Origin of the sequence: Pseudomonas sp. KSR10 (assembly GCF_022355455.1) — a bacterium.
Classification (GTDB): Bacteria; Pseudomonadota; Gammaproteobacteria; order Pseudomonadales; family Pseudomonadaceae; genus Stutzerimonas; species Stutzerimonas stutzeri_E.
In genome coordinates this window covers 205116-229319 of the sequence record NZ_JAKOEN010000015.1, presented here as the reverse complement: position 1 = coordinate 229319, position 24204 = coordinate 205116, and the positions used below count along the sequence as shown (strand labels likewise).

Here is a 24204-nt window from a genome sequence, read left to right as displayed (position 1 = left end):
TTTTATCGCTTCATACGTCTTAACAGGAACGATTCGGATTTACCGCCACCTGGCTGGTGACGATCCCCTGTTAGGACCCAACGATGCAGACATCCACGAACAGCACGCTCCGCGAACTCTTCAGGCTCCTTCGTCCGTTCGGACCGCAACTGCTTGGCGCCACGCTGCTCGGCATGCTCGGTGGCGCCAGCATCACCGCACTGCTGGCCACCATCAATTACAGCCTGCATTCCGATGAAGGTCTGCAGAGCGGCCTGTTGCTGGGTTTTGCCGGCCTGTGCCTGATGGCCCTACTGGGCTCGGTCGTATCTGACATCGGCACCAACTATGTCGGGCAACACGTCATCGCCCGTTTGCGTAAGGATCTGGGTAGCAAGATCATTTCGGCCCCCATCGATCAGATCGAGCGCTACCGCAGCCACCGCTTGATTCCGGTGTTAACCCATGACATCGACACCATCAGCGACTTCGCCTTTGCCTTCGCGCCGCTGGCCGTTTCCTTCACCGTCAGCATCGGCTGCTTGGGGTACCTCGCGTCATTGTCGTTGCCGATGTTTCTGGCTACCGCGCTGGCCATCGTGATCGGTAGCGCTGTGCAATATGTCGCGCGTAGCAAGGGCATTCGTGGCTTCTTCGAGGCGCGTGACGAAGAGGATGAGTTGCAGAAGCACTACCGGGCCATGGCCGAAGGCGCCAAGGAGCTGCGGATCAGCCGCCCACGGCGCTTCCAGCATTACAGTGAGCGCTTGCAGGGCACTGCCGACCGCATCTGCGACATCCAGGTCAGCTCGATCAACCTGTTCGTAATTGCAAAGGGCTTCGGTTCGACGCTGTTCTTCATCGTCATCGGCGTGGCACTGGCCTACCAGACGATCTGGCCAAGCACCGACAAGGCCACTCTGAGCGGATTCATCCTCGTGCTGCTGTATATGAAAGGCCCGTTGGAACACCTGATCGGCCAACTGCCCATCGTCAGCCGCGCGCAAGTCGCTTTCCGTCGCATCGCCGAGCTTTCGGTACGTTTCTCGTCTCCGGAGCCCAACCTGCTGCTGCGTGACGACGGTCGTCCAGCGATGCCCATGCAAGGTATAGAGCTACGCGGTTTGCACTACCACTACCCCACCGAGGACGGTAGCCAGGGCTTTGGTGTCGGCCCGTTGGACCTGACCGTGCGTCCCGGCGAGATCCTTTTCATCGCCGGCGAGAACGGCTGCGGAAAAACCACCATGATCAAGCTTCTGCTTGGCCTTTACGTGCCTCAGGCCGGCGAGCTACGGGTCAACGGTGAGGCGGTGACGGACAGCAACCGCGATGACTATCGTCAGCTGTTCACCACGATTTTTGCCGACTATTTCCTTTTCGAAGATCTGCTCAAAGAAAGCGAAGACATCCCCGTCGAAGCCAGTCGCTATCTGGAGCGTCTGGAAATCGCTCACAAGGTCACGCTGGATGGGCACAACTACTCCACCATCGATCTCTCCACAGGCCAGCGCAAGCGTCTGGCCCTGGTCCAGGCTTGGCTGGAAAAGCGCCCAGTGCTGGTGTTCGACGAATGGGCGGCCGACCAGGACCCGGAGTTCCGCCGGATTTTCTACACCGAGCTGCTGCCGGAACTGCGCGCGCAAGGCCGCACTCTGATCGTGATTTCTCACGACGATCGCTACTTCGATATGGCCGATCGCCTGCTACGGATGAGCGCAGGGCGTATCACGGAAATCAGCGATAACCCACGCCGCACGCAGCAGCAGGATGCCGCTGTGCATTAGGACAATTATTTTTTCCGGTTTTTGGTCACTGACGCGTCATATAAATCTAAATAGTTCTTAACAACACTTCGATCTAAGGAGCTACACAGTGAAACGGTTTCTCAGCGCTTCGCATCGCAAAAAGCCACTGGCGGCGATCATCCGTGCCGCCGCGATTGGGCTGACATTGAGCGCCACCGGCGCAATCGCAGCGCCGGTCAGCATCGATGTTCCCGCCCAACCGTTGGCCTCTGCACTGACGAACCTTGGCGCGCAGACCGACCTGCAGATTCTCTTCAACCAAGCACAGGTACAGAATCTGCGCACCCCCGGCGTACGCGGCGAGATGGAGCCGACCGAGGCACTTGAAACGCTGCTCCGTAACACCGGCATTCGCTACCGGATCGAAGGTAATCGCGTGTCCCTGGTGGGCGACGAAACCAGCGCAGCTGCCCCTCTAGTCATGCCCGAGACGGTGGTCGAAGGCGTCATCGAAGGCCACGACAGCTTCGTGCCGAAGATGTCCAACAGCGGTAGCAAGACCGACACACCGATTCTCGAAATCCCCCAGTCGGTCTCGGTAATCACCCGTGCCCAACTCGAAACCCAAGGCGCACAGACCGTGACCGAGGCGCTGCGCTACGTGCCTGGGGTCAAGGTGGAAACCTACGGCCTGGATCCTAAAGGTTTCGACTGGTTGTTCCTGCGCGGCTTCAACGGCATGACCACCAGCGACTACCTCAATGGCCTGCGCCAGCAGAACAACAACTATGCCTTCTTTCGCAGCGAGCCCTATTCGCTGGAACGCATTGACGTTGTACGCGGCCCCGCCTCTACCCTGTTCGGTCAAGGTGATGCCGGCGGTATCGTCAACCGAGTGAGCAAGAGGCCGACCGCCAACCAAACCAACGAAATACAGATCACTGGCGGTAGCCATAACCGTAAGCAGGGGCAGTTCGACGTTGGCGGCGCGCTCGATGAGCAGAACCAATTCCTTTATCGCGTGGTCGGCCTGGCCCGCGAAAGCGATACTCAGATCGAATACGACGACGGCCATGAAATAGAAGACGATCGCCTGTATATCGCTCCGTCATTCACCTGGGCGCCCGATGCGGACACCAGCCTGACCGTGCTCACCGATTTCCTTCGTGATCGCAACGGCGGCAGCGTGTTTGTCTACACGCCGCCAAACGGTCATCCGACCGACACCCTGCTGGGCGACCACAGCTTCAACCACTTCGATCAGGACCAGTACAGCCTCGGCTACGAATTCCGTCATCGCTTCAACGACACCTTCGAGTTCCGCCAGAACCTGCGCTATGGCCAGGTTGATCTAGTTTTCAACAACCTGCTGCCCTTTACACAGGTCGGAAACAACCTGACACGTATTGCTGACCGTCGCGACCAGCACATGAACACTTTCAACATCGACAACCAGTTGCAGGCAGATTTCATGACTGGCTCGATACGTCATACGCTATTGTCTGGCATTGATTACAGCTGGCAGGACGCCGACGTCGCCTTCTATCGGAATTTGGGGCCTACTCTCGACTTGCTTGACCCCACCTATGGGCAGCCGGTACCCCGCCCGTCACGCGGTAACGGTCAGGTCGCCGCCGACTACGACCAGACCATTGAGCAACTCGGCGTGTATGTGCAGGACCAGATCCACTTCGACGATCACTGGCTGCTGACGCTGGGTGGCCGCCACGACCGGGTAGACAACGAGCTGGACGATCACACTTCCAACTCGACAACCCGGCAGAAGGACGACGCCTATACCGGTCGTGTCGGGCTCACCTATCTGACCAGCTTCGGGCTGGCGCCCTATGTCAGCTATTCCGAGTCGTTCAGCCCCAATAGCGGCCAGGCACCCGGCGGCGGCACCTTCGACCCTAGCGAAGCCGAGCAGTGGGAAGCGGGTGTGAAATACCAACCGCACGACGACCTGCTGTTGACCCTCGCTGCGTACGATCTGACCAAGACCAACATTCTCACCCGCCAGCTAGGTCCAAACGGCCTACCCACCGGTCTCGACGTCGCCGAAGGCGAGCAGCGCTCGCGTGGCATCGAGGCCGAGGCCCGAGCCAAACTCGGCGAGCATTGGGACGTGCTGGGTTCCTACACCTACACCAAGGCAGAGGTCACCCGAAGCAACAACGGTAACCAAGGTAATCGTCCTGCCAACGTGCCGGAGCATATGGCCTCCGCCTGGGTTAACTACAGCTTCACCGACGGCACGCTGCGCGGCCTGACCCTTGGCGGCGGCGCCCGCTATGTCGGCTCGATGTACGGCGACAACAACAACACATTCGCCATCGACAGCTACACCCTGTTCGATGCCTCGGCCAGCTATGCGCTAACTCCGCAGGTCACCCTGGGGCTGTACGCACAGAACCTGCTAAACGAGGACTACACCGCCACCTGCGATTCGGCTACCAGCTGCTACCCGGGTCTGGAGCGCAACCTCATGGCTAGCGTGAAGTACGCCTGGTAACCCCGCGTACTACCGATTGCCCACCATCCCGGGCCCCTCAGCGAGGGGCCCGACGCATTTCCGGAGCCGTCATGCTGCTTTCGAAACACTGGAGTCCCGCATGCCACTGAGTCGCCGCCTACTGCTCCGCCAGCTTGGCATGGGAGGGTTGGCGCTGGCGGCCGGGCTGCCGCTGCGCATCAGGGCCGAACCCTTGCGGCGCGTCGTGGCGATCAACTGGGCCGCGGCGGAAACCTTGCTCACCCTCGGTGTTGCCCCGCTGGCCATCTCCGATGTCGGCTACTACAACCGGCGAATGCCGACCTGGCCGGTGAAGCCGCCGGTGCTGGATATCGGCCCCTACTGGGAGCCGAACCTGGAGCTGCTCCAGCAATTGAAGCCAGAACTGATTCTCTGCGATCCGCTTCCCCCTACGGTCGACCGTGCCCTACGCAGCATTGCACCCACCGAGGTGGTAGACATCTACCCCACCGAACAAGGCGTCTGGCGCAGCGCCAGCGCCTTCACCTTGCGACTCGCCGCGCGCCTGGAGCTGGAGTCACGTGCCGTCGCCTATCTCCAGGCAGCCAATGAGCGTCTCGAGATCTTGGCCGAACGACTGGCAAGCCGTCCCCAGCCGCCGTTGTGTATCGCGGTGCTCAACCAGGACGGCCGCCACGCGACGGTCTATGGCCGGCACAGCATGGCCCAGGACGTGCTCGATCGGCTCGGTCTGGTCAATGCCTGGCAAGGGCCGAGCAATGCCATGGGTTTCAGCTTGACCGGGGTCGAGCGACTCGCAGAAACGCCTGACACTCACTTGCTCTATATCGAAATCCCGACCACGTCAGCGCGTCTGCAGAGCCTGCGCCAGCCCAACGCGCTGTGGGACAACCTGCCGTCCGTACGTAACGGTCAGAGCCAGCCTCTCGGCAAATTCTACCCCTACGGTGGCGTTGCCTCCGCCCTGAGCCTGGCGGAACGCATTGCCGGCTACCTTCTGAAGAGCCAACCGCATGTCTGATTCCCTCACCGCTCTGCCCGCCGGACGCGGCGAGCCCTACCGCAACCCGCTGCCCTGGGTCCTGGCGCTCGGGTTGGTCGCCCTGTCCCTGGCGGTCCATGGCCTGCAAGGACTGCTTCCCCGCGAGGTCTGGTGGCAAGCACTGTGGAACCCGGATCTCGACGATTCGCGTCAGGTCATGCTGCACTACAGCTTCGCGCCTCGGCTGCTGGTCAGTCTGCTGGCCGGCGCCGCCCTTGGACTGGCCGGCACACTGTTCCAGCAGGTGCTGCGCAACCCACTGGCCGAACCAGTAACCCTGGGCGTAGCGGGTGGCGCCAACTTGGCGTTGTCGGTGTTCACCATCGGCGCGCCTGGGCTGTTGGCACGTTTCGGTGTCGAATGGGCCACGCTGCTAGGTGCCGGGCTGGCAACCCTGGCGCTGTTCGCCATTGCCTGGGGGCGGACGCTTTCACCATTGCGTTTCATCCTTGCCGGCATGGTCATCAGTCTCTACTGCAATGCCATCAATGCATTGTTGGTGCTGTTCAACCACGACTATTTGATCGACTTGCTGCTCTGGCAAGCCGGATCGCTGAACCAGAGCAGCTGGGACGGCGTCACCTACCTGCTGCCCCGCCTGCTCGGCGCGGCACTGCTCGCAAGCCTCCTGCTGCGCCCACTGGCAGCGCTTGGCCTGGAGGACGAAAGCGCCTCCAGCCTCGGCGTATCGCTGCGCACCACGCGCAGCCTGGCACTGCTCAGCGCGGTGGCGTTGAGCGCCTTCGTCACCAGTTGCGTTGGCATTATCGGGTTCGTCGGCCTCGCCGCGCCGGCCATCGCTCGTCTGACCGGGGCCCGCACGCTGCGCCAGCGACTGATCTGGGCGCCGATATTGGGCGCCGTACTGCTCTGTCTGGTAGATCAGTGCGCCCGTGAAATTTCGCGCTTCGTGGGAGAAGTCCCAGCCGGCATCCTCACTTCGGTGTTCAGCGTGCCGCTGTTGCTTTGGCTGCTGAGCCGTCAACGTGCCGGTGGTATTCGTCCGGCACGCGCCGGCATCGGTCGCCGAAAAGTGTCCACCGCTCGTTTGATTGTCGGTGTCGGTCTGCTGTTGCTTGTGCTGCTGCCCGTCGCACTGCTCCTGGCGCCCGTGGCGGACGGCTGGCACTGGAGTTCTTTCGGTCAGCTGCAGCCGGTGCTGCAATGGCGGCTGCCGCGCGCTGTGGCGGCGATCGCTGCCGGTGCCATGCTTGCGGCTGCCGGTCTGTTGATTCAACGCCTCACCGGCAATCCCATGGCCAGTCCGGAGGTGCTTGGCGCCAGTTCCGGCGCCGCGCTTGCCGTGCTGATCCTGTTTCTTGTCGTCAGCCGTCCCGAACCGCTGATGCTGCCAGCTGCCAGCGTTGGCGCCCTGCTCACGCTCGGCCTGCTGCTCTGGCTCGGCTGGCGCAGCGCCTTCAGCGCTGAGCGCATGCTGCTCACGGGGGTCTGTCTGACCACCCTGCTCGGCTCGCTGAGTACCTTGATGATGGCCAGCGGCGATCCACGTATGACCATGCTGATGAGCTGGATGACTGGCTCCACCTACCATGTCAATGACACCCGAGCGCTGGTCGCACTGGGCGTTGCCGGTCTGCTGTTGCCGCTATGCTTGCTGTTGGCGCGCCCGCTCGAGCTGCTCACGCTAGGGACGGGACCCGCCTCTGCATTGGGGCTGCGCCTGCGTCTGAGCCAGCTGACGATCCTGATGCTCGCGGCGCTGCTTACGGCGGCCGGGACGCTGGTGGTCGGCCCGCTCAGCTTCGTCGGGCTGATTGCGCCTCACATCGTTCGCCAGCTCGGTGTACGTCATGCCGTGCCGCAACTTGTGCTCGCCGCGCTCATCGGGGCCTTGATCATGCTTGTCGCCGACTGGATGGGGCGCAGCATCGCCTATCCTTGGCCGGTCTCCGCGGGTTTGCTGGCCGCATTTATCGGCTGCCCCTATTTTCTTTGGCTGATGCATCGCGAACGGGGTTGAACCCAGAGCCGGCTGCCAAGCTAAGATCGCGTCCGCATACACCGGCAGGCGTGATCCGCCCGCATACTCCTGAGGTGAACGATGGTCAGTATCTCGCATGAAACACCGGAGAAAACGGCTAGCCGCCTCGAGTCGATCATCCAAAGAAGCCGTCTTACGCTTTTTGACGAGCCGTATGCTTTTGAGGAATTTCCGCTGGCACATTTCCCCAATCGGGCAAATGTGGAAGCACTGGCGATGGTGCGCGATGAGCACGTTTGGAGCCAGTTGGTGAAAAGCAACGACGCCAGCATGGAGCTCTTTGCAGTCTGGCGGTTTCACTTCCCAGCGGACGCTGATAATTCGGGTTTCGTGGGATGGTTAGCCGCGCGGCTTAAAGCGAGTTTTGGCACCGGCGTGTTTGTGGTTTGCGGGCAAAACAGTGCGGATGGTGGCATCTACGATTACTGGGGATGCCCATGGGCGCTGCGTGACGACGTTTTCAGTGAAGTGAAGCGTCTGGTGTCCCCTCGCTAGTGGAAAACCGAGCGCGTCTGATCGATGTACCCGCCGCGATTACCGTGGCAACCAGGTTCGCGCAGAGGCTTGCCAGGATTGGTGTCGTGTAGCTCTGGGTCAGATCGAAGGCGTATCCCGCCAGGCTAGGGCCTATCAGCGTACCGAACGCCACACTGGTGTACAGAATACCGATGAGGCTGCCGACTTTGGCTTCGCCGAAGTAGTCCATGACGAGGGCTGGGAGGACTGCGACCCACCCACCGTAAAAAATGCCATAGACAAGCGCGAAGATGACTAACGACCAGAATTCCGCCGCGATCAGCCAGATCAGCATGGCGAGCGCCATGCCGACGAACATGATCAAAAGGGAAAAGCGCCGCCCGTACCGATCGGCAAAGCCGCCAAGCAAAAAACGCCCAGCCGTGCTTCCTAACCCGATTACAGCCAGAAGGTAGACGGCCTGTGCGGGCGCGATCCCGAGATCCATAGCGTAAGGAGCGAGATGGGCAAACGGCACGAAGACGCCGAATGAGCAGAGTAAGCAGGCGGCATAAAGGCCGATGAAGCGCGGTGACTTGACGGCTGTGGCTACAGCGAAGCCTTTGCGTGGTTCGTCTCGTGCGCCCACCTGCACGGGGTCGCCGTCGGGCGCAGCGCCTCGATCCCTGGGGTTGTTGACGATCAGCAGCGCCATGCCCGCACCAACGACCGCGGCGAGCCCGCCGAGCACGAGGTAGGCATCGCGCCACCCGATGGACTCGATTAGCAGAGCGGAAAATGGCGGCATCACAAGCGTGCCGACGCCAATCCCACTGACCGCGACGCCGGATGCGAACCCGCGACGGCGAACGAACCATCGCTGGATGGTGCTCAGCACAGGTACATAAGAGAGACCTACACCGAGCCCTACCCCAAGCCCGTAGGCGATATAGACTTCCGTCAGAGTGCGGGCCATACCGGCTAACGCCAAACCGAGCCCCACCAGGATCATGCCGGCGACCGCCAGCGTCCGGGAACCCCAGCGATCGGCGAGCGGCCCGCTCACAACTCCCAGGCCGAAATACAGAAAGCCCGCCAGTGAGAACGCCAGGGAAACCGAGCCACGCGAGGCTGAAAACTCGTTCTGAAGAGGGATGACGAAAGCGCTGAAGCTATAGGCGCTTCCGAATCCGACGAAGGTGACGGCGAAAGCGGCCGCCACCACAAACCAGCCGTAGAAAACACGAGACGGCATCGAATTGTTTGTCATGGAAATGCCCGTTAGGCCAATGGATGGCAACGATGCCAGGATGTAGCGCTTTGAAAGGCGGCGCCGGCTCGAAGGAGCATTGCCTCGTCAAGATGCGCAGAGACGAGCTGGAACCCTATGGGTAAACCCGATTCGGTGAAGCCACCGGGCAAGGTGATGGTGGGATTGCCGGTCAGATTGAATGGGCAGGTGTAGCGTTGCAGCCTGGCGATCAGTTCGGGCTGTTCACCCAATGTCTGTATCGCGTCGAGGCTCAGTGGTGCGAAGGGGTGTACCGGCGTAAGCAGCAAATCAACGGTGTTGAAAAAGGTGCAAACGCTGCCACGGAAAGTCAGTCGCCGCAGCAGTAGCTTCTGATAATCGATGCCGGACAGAGCGCTACCTGCTTCGATAACGGACGCCAGCACCGGGCCGTATTCGCTCTTGTGCGCAGGATAGGTTGCCTGGTGCGCGACGGCCGCCTCCACCGCGCATATCGGGTGCCAGTCCGCAACCGCCTGCTGGACGTCCGGAAAGGCGACTTCGGCGATCTGCGCGCCGAGCGAGCGAAACACCTCCAGCGCGTCCAATAGCGCCCGTTGAATAGCGGGGTCAACATCGGCGCTGTTCCACTCGGGGTCCACGCCTATCCGTACGCCCCGGATGCCCTGGCCTACAGCCGCCACGTAATCTGGGACCGGATCGGTTATCGCAGTGGGGTCCTTCGGATCACCGCCAGCGATGGCTGCGAGCAGCGTGGCGATGTCCTCGGCACTCCGGGCCATAGGGCCCACATGATCGAGGCTTGCAGCAAGCTCGAACACGCCGTGACGGCTGACGCGCCCCCAGCTGGGTTTCAGGCCTGTCACACCATTGGCGGCAGAAGGCCAACGAATCGAGCCCCCCGTATCGGAGGCAAGCGCGCCGTAGCACAGCCCCGCCGCCGTCGCAGAGCCCGGACCGCTGGAAGAAATACCAGGCCAGAAGTCAGTATTCCAAGGATTCTTGGGTGCGGTAATCAAGGGATGGTGATCGGAGTAAGCGCCTTCGGTGAGTTGCAGTTTGCCCAGCAAGACGGCCCCGCCCTCCTTGAGACGCCGCATGACAGTGGCATCCTCGGTTGGGAGATTGTCCTGATGAATCGGCATGCCTGCTGCGGTCGGTATGCCTTTGGTCCAGAACAGGTCCTTTGCCGCGATCGGTATGCCATGCAGGGGCCCTCGGTATCGGCCCGCCGCGATCTCCGCCTCGGCCGCTTCAGCTTGGGACAAAGCAATATCCGCCGTCACAAGCGCGTAGCTACCGAGGCTACCGTCCATGGTTGCAATCCGGTCCAGCTGCGCCTGCACGACCTCGACTGGTGATATCTGGCGCGTTCTTATGTGAGCCGCGAGCTGAGTCAATTCAAGGTAATGCAGAGCTGTCGGTTGGGTGGTCACGTGATCCATCTCCACGAAAGGTATAGATAAGCTTGATCACGCATGCATGATTCGCATCAAGGTGACTAAGCTGAAAGAATAGTGACCCTGCACAAACGCTCGCGCAAACGAGTATTTCTGTCGATTTCGAGTTAGGTGAGCTAAATGATCGAGCGCAAGATGCCCCCACTGAATGCACTCCGTGCGTTCGAAGCTACGGCACGACACCTGTCGGTGAAGAACGCCGCTGAAGAACTATGCGTGACACCTGGCGCAGTAAGTCAGTTGCTCAAAACGCTCGAGTTCCATCTGGGCGTCAAGCTATTCCACCGGGTGAACCGGGGCATCTTCCTGACCGATATCGGGCAGACTTACCTGCCGCCGGTACGCAACGCCTTCAGGCAAATAACCGAAGCCTCCAGTCGCATTGCCAGCGCCATGGAGACGGGAATGCTGACTGTGAGCGTGACTTCGTTCTTCGCGTCAGCCTGGCTCGTACCGCGTCTGACGCAATTCCAGAACGACAATCCGGAGATCGATCTGCGGGTGGTAACCAGCAATCAATTGGTGGACTTCTCCCGCGATAGCGTTGATGTCGCCATCCGGCACGGACTTGGCGTTTATCCGGGGCTGGCGAGTCACCGCGTGTTGGCGGCGGAGATCGTTCCGGTGGCAGCCCCGCAACTCGTTGAACGATTGGGTCAGCCAGCAACGCCATCCGACCTGACGCACTGGCCGCACGTACATGATGCGGAGCGCAAGGCCTGGCATCGCTGGTTCCAGTCGCAAGGAATAGAAGATGTGGGTCCGCCCCGGGGTCCATCCTTCGATGACTCGGGATTGCTGGTCAAGGCCGTACTGGCGGGCCAGGGTGTGGGGCTGCTGCCGGCCGCCATGGTGGCTCCTGAACTCGCGCAGGGGCAGCTCGTTAAGGTTGCGGGAGTCACGCTGCTAGAGGACTTTGCCTACTATCTGGTCTACCCAGAAGCCCGACACGAACGACCAAAGGTCGCCGCGTTCCGTCGTTGGATACTCGATTCGGCGGCCGAAGCCGGTCTCTCGGGTTGAGAAGCCCCCACTCGGCTTGCGCTGTTCATGCCGTGTCGATGCACTTTTACCGGAACGTCCACGCAAATGCGTGCGAGACGCGGTAACACCCCGCATATCGAAATGCTCGACATTTTGGGCACCCCGCCACACCCAGGCTTTCACCGCAAGCCATTGCCGGTGTGGTGTTTCCCGACGCACATCGAGCGGGTCTAGTGCCGAGGAAGTTCGCACTCATGGCCGGACGGCATGCACCGGGCGACCGACAGCATTCTCGGCGCTGGCCATCGATGCGGGTTCAGCTGCTGCGTCTGGCCTCTCGGCACCTCGCTCGAACCTCTTCGTTCGACTGGGTTCAGTTTAAGAGCAACGAAAGAACTGCAGCGACACAGCAGTTCTTGGCTTGAACGCATCCCAAACGCCGAACGAGGAGGCAGAGTTTTGCATAAGCAACCGCGATGGAGTGAGCCTCGTGCAGACGAAGGACCGTCCTGTTGCAATGACAGACAAAACACGCTCAGGGTATTCGATATCGACCTCTACAATGGATCAAATGCCGAACTCATCTCGCACATCATCGAGGCGAGCGATACCGAGTTCAGTTATATCGTGACGCCCAACGTCAATCATGTGGTACGGCTCGAAGACGATCCCGAGCTACGTCGCGCCTATGCCAACGCCAGCCACCGGATATGCGATAGCCAGGTCTTGAAAGGATTGATGAAGCTCATGCGTATCCAGGTGCGCGAGGTCATCCCTGGCAGCAATCTGACCGAGGAACTCATGAGCATCGCGGACGCGAGGAAATGGCGAGTAGCGGTGATTGGCAGTGACGCCTCGGAAATACAGACGATGCGTCAGCTATACCGAAATGTGACTTTCATCCATCACAACCCACCCATGGGTTTCTTCGATCGCCCAGAGGAGATCCAAGCGTGCCTGGATTTCGTTACCGACCACCCGGCACAACTGGTCGTGCTGGCCGTCGGGTGTCCGCGTCAGGAACTTCTGGGCCAGCTGATCCATGCGAACGGAGGGGCTCAAGGCGTCGGGCTTTGTGTGGGCGCGTCAATCAATTTTTTGTCCGGCAAGGTCAAGCGCGCGCCCAGATGGATGCAACGTATGTCACTTGAATGGCTGCATCGTATGTGCACGGAGCCGCGGCGCCTGGTGAAGCGCTACGTGACGGATGCGATTCGCATCATCCCGATCGTATTCCGTCAGCTTCGCTAACGATTGATCATTCGCGCTCGGTGGGGCCACCCGGTATCCCGGCGCCAATCCCAACATTGCCGCCATTGCAAACCGTAAAGTCTCATGAGGGCCTCCATGAGGAAGCCCAACATATCGGCACTCAGGTGCATGGCTTTAAGACCACGATCAGTGACCGAGGCTGCGCGACTCAAGCGCCGCCGCTACATTGCTTCGCGGCCTGCGTGCGCCGACTGTTGCATGTCCAGGGTGTTCACATCTCGTCGAATGCGGCCTGTAGGTCTTGTTGTCCCGATTTACCGCTTTGTAAAAGCAGCATCAGCAGAATGCGCGCCTTCTGTGGACTCAGATTTCCTGCCATGACGGCGCCTGCATCGGCGGTCGTTTTACCGCCACCCTCGAAGCCGTAATTGGCCATGACTCGCCCGTTATAGACGCGCGTCGAGATGACTACCGGTACCTCCTTGCCCAGCGCATATTTCACCGCCTCGAACATCGGCCGGTTCATGTTTCCCATGCCCAGCGCCTGCACCACGATTCCTTCAGCGCCTTGGTCGACAGCGCTGCGCAGCAGGCTGCCATCGGCGCCTCCATACATGGCAACGATCTCCACTTTTGGCATGGTGTCGGCGCTGATCTCGATATGCTGTCGGCGTAGTGGCTCCCTGGCGAAAATCACGCGGTCGGGATACACCTCCCCTAGAAAACCGTAATCGCCAGATTGAAAGGTCTCTACGTTGGCCGTATGGGTTTTGGTCACATGGCGCGCAGCATTGATCTGGTTATTCATGGCCAGCATGGTGCCTTTGCCCTTTGCTTGCTCATCAACCGCAATCCGCACAGCGTTGAGCAGGTTGCGGGGGCCGTCGAAGTCGGAAGAGGACGCGTTGCGCTGTGCCCCAATAACGACGACGGGCTTTTCCGATTTTACGGTCAGGTCAAGCCAGAAGGCGGTTTCCTCCAGGGTGTCAGTGCCGTGCGACACGATCACACCCGAAACTTCCGGATTCTGAAGTGCAGTGTTTACTGCCTTGGAAAGCTCCACCCAACGCGGGGGATCCATGTAGTCCGAAGGCACGTTCGATAGATTATTGACTTCGATCTTGGCGAGCTTTGCCACTTCAGGCACGGTGGCCAGCAAATCATCGCCAGAAATGGCAGGTACGGGTGCTTTTTTGACCGGGTCGATTTTCATGGCAATCGTGCCACCGGTGGCAATGAACTGAACGGTTGGCTTCTCCTGGGCATGGGCACCGCCAGTTAGCGCCGCGCAAAGCCCGGCCAACAGCAATAAGCTCTTTTTCATGTCAGTTCCTTATCTGGTTATTCGTGCGCGGTAATGAAACTGACAAGCGATCTGACGTTTGGTTGGGTCTTCGTCCGGTGTTGCGTCCAGCTCGTAGCGTTTGAACATGACGTTGAAAGCGAAAGTCCCCAGAACCTGCTACACATCATTTAGGACGGTAGGCACTGGCAGTTCTTGTTTTACCGGAAGCCGCGTTCAATGTGTCCAACACCTACTTATTCGCCTCAAGAGCATCATCATGTCGATATCAAGCGAAAGCCGAACCGCCATCCGAGCAGCCTCCATCACGGCGAACAAATTTGCCCGTCGTATGGCCTCAGTCCTTTGTGTCACAGCGATAGTGTTGGCTACAACACAAGTCTTCGCTCACCACGGTTGGGCCTGGGCAGAAGAAGAGCTCTCGGAATTGAAGGGCACAATTGATGAAATTTCGATGGCTCCACCTCATCCGGTCTTACGCGTAAAGGCTCAAGACGGCCGCGTATGGCGAGTTGATCTGGGGAATCCGAACCAGACACAACGTTCCGGTTTTACTGGCGATACTGCCAAAGTGGGCGATGACATCACGGTACTCGGCAACCGTACCAAAGAGCCGAACGAAGCGCATATGAAAGCCGTGCGGGTTACGGTCGGCGGCAAGCAATACGACATGTATCCGGAACGCATCAAGGAATGACGCCGCGGCGATGACAGTTTTTCTGCAATCAATCGCCGCCTGGCCCGGCGCCGTCTTCCTGCAGGAATCCTGGATCGCCTATCTCGTCGTCAATGCAGCTCACATCCTTGGCATAGGGCTACTGCTAGGCGCGATCTTGCCCCTCGATTGGCTCGTTTTACGGTCACGGCACGCGCGGGCTCTGCCAATCCTTGGACCCTTTCTTGTACGCGCGGCAGCGACGGGCTTCACGCTCGCGGTGATTACGGGCCTTTGGTTGTTCTCCGTGAAACCGGTCGAATACGTAGAGAACCCAGCGTTTCGCTACAAAGCGGCACTGCTAGTGGTGGCAATCTGTAACATCACTCTCCAGCATCGCGGCGGCCGCGTTGATGCCGCCCTGTGCAGCAACCAGCTAACTGTTCGAGTTCGTACCCTCGCCGCCGCCTCCGCCATGCTTTGGCTTTCGATCCTCATCGCTGGCCGCTGGATCGGATTTGTCTGAATGGGAAGCGATCGCCTGGACGTTGAAGGCGCCGCCGATCAACTCCGCTAGCGTTGACGACTAAACAGGTCGAGCAGCACCCAAGATTCCAAGCGTTGTTCACCTCTTTCAATGCCGCTTCGATCGCTCCCGAGCTTCGAGCGCTCCGGCGCAGTGAATAGCGATCGCATGGGTCAGTTACCGTTCGCGGCAAGCGGCGTGGAAGGAAGGGCGGGCGCGACGCCGATCGTCCGGTGCAGCTCGACCCAGCGCAGCGAGATGTCGGCGCTCGCTTGCACCTGATTGCGCTGGATATCGAACAGGCTGCGTTCGGCATCCAGGACCTCCAACAGCGACACGGTGCCGATCTGGTATTGGTTACGCGCCAGCGCGACCGCACGCGTGGCGGACGTAGCCGCCTGGTCGAGGCGCTGCTGGCGTTGCCAGCCCTGACCGTAGGCATGAATGGCGCTCTGGGTTTCCCGCATCGCCTGGCGTAGCGACGCTTCGTAGGCCAGCAGCGCCTGTGCCTGGCGTGCATCGCTGGCCTCGATGCCAGCGCGAATGCGGCCGAAGTCGAACAGCGGCTGCAGCAGCCCTGCGGTCAGCGACCAGGCGGGGACGCTGGTGCCACGTTCGAATCCGCCCAAGGCACCCAGCGTCAGTTGCGGATAGCGCGCGGCCCGGCTGGCAGCCAGCCCCGCTCCCGCCGCCGTGAGGCGCTCACTGGCTGCGCGTACATCGGGGCGTTCTCGCAGGATCTCCACCGGCACCTCGAGCAACGCCGCCAACGCATCCTCATTCGGCAGGCTTGTCGTTTCTGGCCCATCCGCAAGAATCGCGTCAACCTGTTGATATTCAGTGGCCAGCAGATAGGCCAGCGCGTAACGTGCATCGACTTGTTGCTGACGTGCGACGGGGATTTCCGCTTCGGTGATCTGCACCTGGGCTTCGATCCGCTCGAGATTCAGGCGACTCACGGTCCCCTGGGCAAAGCGTTCACGGGTCACCCGGGCGATTTCACGCTGCGTCTCGCCAGTGCGGGTGGCGATCGCCAACTGCTGTTGCGCCAGACGATAGCTCAGGTAGGTGTTGGCAACCTCGGCCATCAACCCGATGCGCAAGCTCCGGTAGTCCTCCCAAGAGGCACGTAGCTCGGCGTCGCTGGCATCGCGCAGGGCACGCAACCGACCGGATACATCCAGCTCCCAAGCCAGATCCAACCCGTAGAAGTGGTCGTTCGTTCGGCCGTCCTGCGCGTTGCGGGCACGTCCGTATTGACCGCTGATGGCGATATCAGGCCCCAGAGCAGCCGCAGCCAGACGTCGTTGCGCACGTTGCTCGCGTACCCGCTCATTGGCGCTCAACAGGTCGAGGTTGTCGCGCAGTGCCAGGCGAATCAGACGCTCGAGCGATGGATCCTCGAAGCTCTCCCACCAGCGCGGAGACAGAACAGCCAGTGCTGACGGCAGTGCGGATGCTGGCTGCTCGAGCGGTTCGTCCCTGCCCGCCTGGCCCGCGCATCCAGCCAAGCCGAGCATGACCACCAGTACCCATGATGCTCGCGCGTTCATGCCACCTCTCCTGTCGGTTGAGCGGTGGCCGGTGCGCGATCGCGCCGGGACAAGCGATCCAGTGCCAGGTACACGACGGGGGTGGTGAGCAGCGTCAGCACCTGACTGAGCATCAGCCCGCCGACGATGGCCACGCCCAGCGGTTCACGCAGCTCCGCCCCGGTTCCGAACGCCAGCATTAGCGGCACCGCCCCGAGCAGCGCGGCCAGGGTAGTCATCAGGATCGGACGGAAGCGCGTCAGACAAGCCTGGTGGATCGCCTCGCGTGGCGACAACCCGCCTACCCGCTGGGCATGCAGAGCGAAGTCGATCAGCAGGATGCCGTTCTTCTTGACGATGCCGATCAGCAGAATCAGCCCGATCAACGCCATGATCGAGAAATCCAGTTGCCAAGCCCACAGCAACAGAATGGCGCCAACGCCGGCCGACGGTAGCGTCGACAAGATGGTCAGCGGATGGACGAAGCTCTCATAGAGCACGCCAAGGATGATGTAAACCGCCAGCAATGCAGTGAGGATCAGCAGCGGCTGGCTGGCCAGCGAAGCCTGAAACGCTTCAGCGGCGCCCTGAAAGGTGCCGGTCACCGAAGCCGGCATGCCGATCTCTAACTGCAGCGCATTGAGTTGCGCCACTGCGTCACCCAGGGCGACACCGGCACGCAGGTTGAACGAGATATTGGCGGCCGGCAGCATGCCGTTATGGGAAATGACCTGAGGGCCGCTTTCCTGGTCCTCGAGGCGGGCGAAGGTACGCAGCGGCACCATCTCGCCCGTGGTGGGCGAACGCAGATGAAAGAAGGCCAGGCTCTCGGCGTTGCCCCGCTGCGCCGTGCTCAGCTCGAGCACAACCTGATACTGGTTGGTCTCAGTCTGGTATTCGTTGATCTGGCGCTGGCCGAAGGCGTCGTACAGGGCGTTATCGACGTCAACGGCGGAGAAACCGTAGCGGGCGGCCTCATCCCGGTCGATGCTCAGGCGGGTGATATTGGCGTCCAGTTGCAGGTCATGGGACACGTCCTGGAACCCGGGCATCTGCCGCAGTCGATCGGTCAACGTCCGGGTCCACTGCGCCAGCTCCGCACTGCTCTGTGCGCGCAGGACATATTGATACTGGGCACGGGGCACCCCAGCGCCGATGTTGATGTCCTGGGCCGCACGCAGAAAGACCTGGATTCCCGGCACCTGCGCCAGCTGTGGGCGCAGTCGGTCGATGACTTCGCTGACGTTCTCGTCACGCTCCCCGGGATCATTGAGCACCAGCCACATGCGGCCGTTGCCTATCGAGTCGCTGGCAACACCGCCGACGCCATGGTTGTAGCTGATGATGGCTGGATCCTGGCTGATAACCGCCTGCAGCGCCTGGTGCTTGGCGACCATCTCGTCATAGGAGATGTCTGGTGCGGCTTGGGTGAAGCCGACGATGAAAGCCGTGTCCTGCAGCGGGAAGAACCCCTTGGGAATCATCACGAAGCTCGCCACGCTCAGCATCACGCTCAACCCGAAGATGCCGAGCATGGTGCGCTGGTGATCCAGCGCCCAACGCAATACCCGGTCATAGCCGCTGACCAGCCGCCCGGTTATGCCCGTCGTGCTGGACTGACGGTGTTTCGGTGCCCGCATGAACAACGCCGCCAGCGTTGGCACCAGGGTCAGACAGACCACCACCGAGATCAGGATGGCGGCGGTCGCCGTCAAGGCGAACTCACGGAACAGGCGTCCAATCACACCGCCCATGAATAACAGCGGAATGAACGCCGCGATCAGCGACACACTGATCGACACCACGGTGAAGCCGATTTCCTGTACACCCTTGAGCGCCGCGTCGTAGCGAGTGTCCCCGGCCTCCAGATGCCGGTGGATGTTCTCGACCACCACAATGGCATCGTCAACGATGAACCCTACCGCTATCACGATAGCGACCAGGGTGAGGTTGTTCAGGCTGAAGCCGGCCAGATACATCACCGCACAGGTCGCAACCAGCGAAACCCCCAGCACGGTTGCGACGATCAGCGTTGCCGACCACTGGCGCAGGAACAGCGCCATCACCCCTACGACCAGCACAATCGCGATGACCAGCGTCAGCATGACTTCGTGCAGCGAGGAACGAATCGTGCGCGTACGGTCGTTTAGCACTTCGACTTCCATCGCCGCCGGCAGCGCTTCGCGCAACCCCGGCAGGGCTGCCTGAATACGCTCGGCAGTGGCCACGATATTGGCGCCCGGTTGACGCCGAATCACCAGAACCACGCCGGGTCGACCATTGGGCCAGTGCTGGGTGTAGTCGTTTTCCGCTCCGACCCGGACCGTCGCCAAGTCCTTGATCCGCACCGCCGATCCGTTGCGGTAGGTGACGATTATGTCCTCGTATTCGTGCGCCTCGAACAGCTGGTCGTTGACCGCCAAGGTGGAGATGCGGTTGTTGCCGTACAGCGCCCCCTTCGGCAGGTTGACGCTGGAGCGCTGTACGGCTTCGCGTATGTCGCCCAGTGTCACCCCGGCGCCGGCAAGCACTTCCGGGCGGGCCTGGATGCGTATGGCCGGCCGGTGCTGACCGACCACATCGATCAAGCCGACGCCTTGAATCTGGCTGAGCTGCCGCGCCAGAACGGTTTCGGCGTGGTCGCTAAGCTCGATCAGGGACAAGTGATCGGAGTTGACGCGCAGGATCAGGATCGGGCTGTCGGCCGGGTTGACCTTACGCCACGTCGGCAGGCTCGGCATGTCCTCCGGCAACCGCGCCGAGGCTGTATTGATCGCGGCCTGGACTTCCTGGGCGGCGCTGTCGATGTCTTTTTCCAGATTGAACTGCAGGTTGAGCGTGACCATGCCCAGGGAACTGGACGAGGTCATCTCGGTGATGCCCGAGATCGTGCTGAGCTGAACTTCCAGAGGCGTCGCCACGGACGAGGCCATGGTTTCGGCACTGGCTCCGGGCAGGCTGGCGGTTATCTGCAGGGTCGGAAATTCTGCCTCGGGCAACGGCGCGATGGATAAGCGCGGGAATGCCAGCGCGCCAAGCAGCACCAGGGCGACGGTCAGCAGAATCGTGCCGACCGGGTGATCCATGAACCAGGCGTAGAGGCTGCGCGGGGCCATCAGAATCCCCTCCGGGTGGCCATCGCAGGTTCCGGTTGCTGGGCCTCATCGAGCGTACGGACGGCCACGCCCGGCCGCAGCCGCGAATGCCCATCGACCACCACGGTGTCCCCAGCGGCCAGGCCACTGATCACAGCAATCTCGTTATCAGAATGGAGCACCTGTACCGCTTGGGGCGCGGCGCTGCCGTCCACGACACGCCAGACCAGGACCTGATCGACACCCTGGCGCAGTGCTCGATGTGGCACCACCAACGCGTTCGGCAAGGTCTGCACCGGAAGGCTCACGGTCACTGACTGATCCGGCCATAGGCGTCCGTCTGGGTTGGCGAAGTCGCCCTTGATCCGGATGGTTCCAGTCTGCGTCGACACTCGGTTGTCTATCAGCGTCAGGAGCCCTTCGCCGAGCAGCAAACCACCGTCGCCCGAGTACGCCTGCAGCATCACCGGGTCGCTCTCGCTGCCAGGCCGCAGCGCCTGCAATTGCGGCAACATCCGCTGGGGTAACGACACCTCGACGCTGATCGGGTCCAGCTGCACCACGGAGAACAGCCCCTGTGCATCGCTGGCCCTTAGAAAATTGCCTTCATGTACGTTGTGAATCCCTACCCGACCATCGCTCGGTGCACGGATTTGAGTATGTGAGAGCTGTACCTGACTGGCTGCCACGCTGGCTTCGTGGGTGCGTAAAGTGGCTTCCAGCTGGGCCACCAGCGCACGTTGCTGATCCAGCGTCTGGGTAGCAATGGCCTGGGTTTTGGCCAACGATTGATAGCGGCGCAGATCCAGCCGGGCGGACACCAACTGAGCCTCGGTCACCGCTGCCTGTGCCTTGGCCTGCTCTACCGCAGCCACAATCGATCGATCATCGATACGAGCGAGCAGGTCTCCGCGTCGGACAAGCTGCCCTTCCTTGACCGGCAATTCGACGAGCACACCGTCGACCTGCGCGCGAATCTCAACGCTGCGCTGGGAGCGCACATTGCCTAGGGCGCGGATCAGTACCGGTACAGAGCGTTGCTCAACGATCCCGATCCTGACAGGCACCGCCGGCGCTGTCGCAGCGACTGTGGCACCAGACGACGAATCCCCGTAAAAGACGGCAGTAGCAACGGCCGCACAGCCTATGACCAAGGCCGAAGCCAGCGATTTCCTGAACGTAATGAGCGTCGCCACAACACTCTCCTTAACCCTAGAGGTTCCACCACTCTAGGGAGAGCAGACTGACGTCAATGTGACGGGTGGCTAACAGGACGATATCAACGGGTCATTGCGCGAATGCGCGGGCAGGTTTTGGCAAATCGGCGGGTTTGCTCCGCTTGATGTAGGTATTTATGCACCTAAATGTCGACGTTCGTGCTAGGCGTTGTGAGGCCAGCCGAGAGTCTTCCTGGCACAAAAAAGCATACCGAGCTATTACGCTCGCTTCACTGAGCGCCAGTCGGCCGGCCGCCTGGACGCCTCGTGCGTCCTAGGTGCCGACTAGCTAGCAAGTGTTTGCAGGTCCAGGATCTGCAGAACCGTGTCCATCTGGTTCATCGACAGGGGCGTGGCGTAGCCGCTGTAGGTGAAGTGTGGACGATCGGTGTTGTTGAATTCAAAGAAGTCATCGTCGTCGCTGGCGTCCGGAATTTGCTCGAGATCATTGTCCACCTCATCCAGGGACCGGTGAAGATTGTCTCGCAGCACACCAAGACGATCCGCGGGCATCGCATTGATCCAGGAGACGAATCCCTGCTGATCAGCTGCATCATTGAGGTCGAATCCCCGACTATTGGCGTAGCGTTCGAGCAGGGGCAACACGCTATACCCTTCCCCACTCTGATCCGAGAGTATTTGGGCAGCACTGTTGCTGAAGCCGGCCTGTGTCAGGAACGTCACCGTGGTTTCAGTCTGGTACTGGTTGGCCTGCTTGACCTGGTCGTACTTCATATGGATTCCGGTACCCAGCAACACCACGCCGATACCGATCGGCCCCCACATACTGCCGGTGCCGACCGCCGCCATCACCCCGCCCACGCCGGTGCTGGCATACAGCGCCGCTGCCCCCGCATCCCCTTGATTACCAGCCTGCCAGGCATTGCGGAAGTCGTAGAGCGAGGTCAGCACACCGAGTACCTTCACCGGCATGCGATTGCTGCCGCCGACCAGTTTGTCGAGCGTACCGCCCTTTTCGAACATGCCGACACCGATCATCAACTCCGTGGTTTTCTGCGCCACGCCGGCGGTATCCAGGGAGAGTTTCAGTGCCGTCCAGACATTCGGGTCGTTCACCAGGTTCGTCTGTGAATTGAACATAACCGCTGTATTGCCGACCACACCCAACAGTCGCAGAACCTGCCCAGGCGCGGTGTCGCGGTTGAAGGCACGCACGCCGGAACGGGACGAACTCAGTCGATCGAAATCGTCGTTCATCGCCTGCAACCGAGCACGCGCATCGACGGTGCTCTCACCCGGCTGCGGCATTGCACGCTCGATCACCTTCATCGCCTCGTCCAGGTCGGCTTCGGTCACCCCAAGCAAACGAGCGGTCGACTTGCTGTTGAAATTGTCCAGCGCGTTCTGCGCGTACTGGTAGCTCTTCGGATTGGCGGGATCGAGCGAGGCAAGCTCCGGTAACACGGTACGGCGAATGATCTGCGTAGCCGTTTCCTCGACGAACTTGCGCCCCCGGTCGGTCAAACGACCGTACTGGCCGAGCAGCTGCATGCTTTGCGGGTCGGACAGTAGCGACGGATCACGATCAAGTGCCATGCCCAGCGCGGTAAAGGTGTCGGGGTTATCGAAGGATGCAATCAGTTCCCTTGCGAAGGCGCTCTCTTCGGGGTTCTCGATGCGGCTCAGCCGAGCATCCAGTTCAGCGCTGCCCATGTTCTGCAGTTCGGTCGTGAATTCTTCCTCACCTTCAAATAGCTGCGGGTAGTGCGCGTCGATGGTCGCGAGGTTTTCCAGCACCTGCTCACCATCATCGGCAAGCTGATCGCGCAAGTCGGTGGCCTTTTTCTGCCAGCCCTCGTTGCCCTCGACGTACTGGTCTACCGCATCGGCGAGTTGGTCATCGGTCATCACCGATCCGCCGTTTTCCTCCAGCCAAGTCAGCTCCAGCAGATGGTTCTGGTAGGCATCGACGTGCTCGCCGATGCGCTGTGTGTTCTGTGTCAAGCCGGGAAGGATGTCGCCTTCAGTGAGCGTGGTCGGAAAGTCGCCCTCGTAGTGCCCGGTGAGCGCCAGCGGATAGTTCAGGCTGCCACCTTCGGCGAGATGCTGACTAATGCCGTGCATGTGGTAGAAGCCCATCGCGCTCAGCCGCTCCAACGAACGCTGATCGGCCTGGGGGTCGAGCCGGCCGGTCAGATTGAGCAGATGGTCCATGCCCTGAGTCCCCACGCGCAGCGCGCCAAAATCGCTACTGAGCGACTCGGCGAATGCCTCCTCCAATCCGGGCAGCGCCGCCTCGACCAGTTCGCTGGTGAGCGCGGGTTCCAGATCGGCGCTCATTTCATCAAGGCGACGGAACAGCTCCAAGGTCTTGAATACGTGTGGGTCCACCGCATCCTTGTGCTCTTCGGTCAGCGCGGCCAATGCCTGATCGGCAGCTCCCTCAATGATGTCCCGCGCGTCCGACGACCGCAGGAGCGCCTGCTGTACCTCGGGTGATGCTTGTTTGAAACCTGTGTTCAGGCTCTCGAGACGTTCGAGCGGATCGGTCTTCGCTTGCGCGTCGGCAACGAGCTGGCGGGCCTTCGTCTCGATGGCGCTACCGCTATGCGAGGACGCCGCAAGGGTAATGCCTTCGGCGCTGGCGGCCTGTTCTATCGCCATTTGTGCCGGCCCGGCATCGGTCCAGTTCTCATCGAACAGGCGCTGCGCGGCATCTTTGCGCTCTCCGTCAGGCAGCGCGCCGAGGTATTCACGGACGTCGGCCACCAGCGTGTCGACCTCGGCCTGGTGATCGATCTCACTGGCGTCCGCGTATTCGATGGCGTTGCCGCGGGTATAGAGATCATTCAGGAACAAGGCTTCGCCGTTGGGTCGCTGAGCCAGCTCCACAGGTGATGGTGGCGGCAGGAACAGCACCTCTCCGGTGTCGATGTGATCGAGACTTTCCAGCTGCGGATTGAGTTGTTCGACCTCCGGCAGCTCGACGTCGTACGCCTCGACGATGTCATTCAAGGTATCGCCGCGCTCGACGACCACCAGTCGCTCCTGTGGTTGCTGCTGGTCCAGACGCGCATCGTCAGACGCCCTGGCGCGATCGCCTACAGCCTTCTGCACGGCCTGGCGGAAACGCTCGCGCTCTTCCTGTGCCTGGGTCTGAAGGTTGCGCACTAGACGGCGCGCGCCCGAATCGTCGATCAGCAGAGCCATGTGATGTTCTCCGAAGGTTCGTTGAAAGGCAGGCCCATACGGGCAGAGCAATGAACGAGCACGTCGTGCACGC

16 protein-coding genes are annotated in these 24204 nt (G+C 61.0%); 9 read left to right on the top strand and 7 right to left on the bottom strand.

Annotated features, from left to right (window positions below; translation table 11 throughout):
* Positions 1-83 precede the first annotated feature (83 nt).
* The 5 genes from MCB86_RS06825 (at position 84) to MCB86_RS06805 (ending at position 7763) form a co-directional block, all read left to right on the top strand.
* Positions 84-1766, top strand: coding sequence for a cyclic peptide export ABC transporter (locus MCB86_RS06825; RefSeq protein ID WP_239610405.1), 1683 nt, complete (start codon positions 84-86; stop codon positions 1764-1766).
* 88 nt (positions 1767-1854) lie between these two features.
* Positions 1855-4242: a TonB-dependent siderophore receptor gene (locus MCB86_RS06820; RefSeq protein WP_239610404.1), complete on the top strand. Its 2388-nt coding sequence runs from the start codon at positions 1855-1857 to the stop codon at positions 4240-4242.
* 100 nt (positions 4243-4342) lie between these two features.
* Positions 4343-5245, top strand: a complete 903-nt coding sequence (locus MCB86_RS06815; RefSeq protein ID WP_045162169.1) for an ABC transporter substrate-binding protein — start codon at positions 4343-4345, stop codon at positions 5243-5245.
* Positions 5238-7247: a Fe(3+)-hydroxamate ABC transporter permease FhuB gene (gene fhuB / locus MCB86_RS06810; protein WP_239610403.1), complete on the top strand. Its 2010-nt coding sequence runs from the start codon at positions 5238-5240 to the stop codon at positions 7245-7247. Before MCB86_RS06815 ends, fhuB begins: the two co-directional genes overlap by 8 nt.
* A gap of 81 nt (positions 7248-7328) precedes the next feature.
* On the top strand, positions 7329-7763 hold the full coding sequence (locus MCB86_RS06805; RefSeq protein WP_045162166.1) for a DUF6196 family protein: 435 nt from the start codon (positions 7329-7331) through the stop codon (positions 7761-7763).
* Here the strand turns inward: MCB86_RS06805 and MCB86_RS06800 are convergent.
* Both MCB86_RS06800 and MCB86_RS06795 read right to left on the bottom strand, forming a co-directional pair.
* Positions 7729-8994: an MFS transporter gene (locus tag MCB86_RS06800; RefSeq protein WP_239610402.1), complete on the bottom strand. Its 1266-nt coding sequence runs from the start codon at positions 8992-8994 to the stop codon at positions 7729-7731. The genes MCB86_RS06805 and MCB86_RS06800 overlap by 35 nt on opposite strands.
* 11 nt (positions 8995-9005) lie before the next feature.
* Positions 9006-10421, bottom strand: coding sequence for an amidase (locus MCB86_RS06795; RefSeq protein WP_275589441.1), 1416 nt, complete (start codon positions 10419-10421; stop codon positions 9006-9008).
* Positions 10422-10556: 135 nt separating this feature from the next.
* Between MCB86_RS06795 and gcvA the strand changes: the two genes are divergently transcribed.
* Positions 10557-11459, top strand: a complete 903-nt coding sequence (gcvA, locus tag MCB86_RS06790; RefSeq protein WP_045162161.1) for a transcriptional regulator GcvA — start codon at positions 10557-10559, stop codon at positions 11457-11459.
* A gap of 228 nt (positions 11460-11687) precedes the next feature.
* A complete protein-coding gene (locus MCB86_RS06785; RefSeq protein WP_239610400.1) occupies positions 11688-12671 on the top strand; it encodes a WecB/TagA/CpsF family glycosyltransferase in 984 nt (327 codons plus the stop codon).
* 232 nt (positions 12672-12903) lie between these two features.
* Here the strand turns inward: MCB86_RS06785 and MCB86_RS06780 are convergent, their stop codons facing one another.
* The gene (locus tag MCB86_RS06780) at positions 12904-13956 is read right to left on the bottom strand and encodes an asparaginase (RefSeq protein ID WP_239610399.1); all 1053 of its coding nucleotides are present in this window, start codon (positions 13954-13956) and stop codon (positions 12904-12906) included.
* A gap of 238 nt (positions 13957-14194) precedes the next feature.
* Between MCB86_RS06780 and MCB86_RS06775 the strand changes: the two genes are divergently transcribed.
* The gene (locus MCB86_RS06775) at positions 14195-14632 is read left to right on the top strand and encodes a DUF6152 family protein (protein WP_230623616.1); all 438 of its coding nucleotides are present in this window, start codon (positions 14195-14197) and stop codon (positions 14630-14632) included.
* A gap of 10 nt (positions 14633-14642) precedes the next feature.
* Positions 14643-15116, top strand: a complete 474-nt coding sequence (locus MCB86_RS06770) for a DUF2214 domain-containing protein (RefSeq protein WP_239610398.1) — start codon at positions 14643-14645, stop codon at positions 15114-15116.
* A gap of 173 nt (positions 15117-15289) precedes the next feature.
* Here the strand turns inward: MCB86_RS06770 and MCB86_RS06765 are convergent, their stop codons facing one another.
* The 4 genes from MCB86_RS06765 to MCB86_RS06750 form a co-directional block, all read right to left on the bottom strand.
* Positions 15290-16669 carry a TolC family protein gene (locus MCB86_RS06765; protein ID WP_239610397.1) on the bottom strand — a complete coding sequence of 460 codons (1380 nt, stop codon included), beginning with the start codon at positions 16667-16669 and terminating at the stop codon, positions 15290-15292.
* Positions 16666-19764 (bottom strand): efflux RND transporter permease subunit, encoded by a 3099-nt coding sequence (locus MCB86_RS06760; RefSeq protein WP_239610396.1) that lies wholly within the window; start codon positions 19762-19764, stop codon positions 16666-16668. The genes MCB86_RS06765 and MCB86_RS06760 overlap by 4 nt, the downstream gene beginning before the upstream one ends.
* On the bottom strand, positions 19764-20810 hold the full coding sequence (locus MCB86_RS06755) for an efflux RND transporter periplasmic adaptor subunit (protein WP_239610395.1): 1047 nt from the start codon (positions 20808-20810) through the stop codon (positions 19764-19766). Before MCB86_RS06755 ends, MCB86_RS06760 begins: the two co-directional genes overlap by 1 nt.
* A gap of 435 nt (positions 20811-21245) precedes the next feature.
* Complete coding sequence (locus tag MCB86_RS06750; protein ID WP_239610394.1) at positions 21246-24131, bottom strand: LysM domain-containing protein; 2886 nt, start codon at positions 24129-24131, stop codon at positions 21246-21248.
* Between the last annotated feature and the right edge of the window lie 73 nt (positions 24132-24204).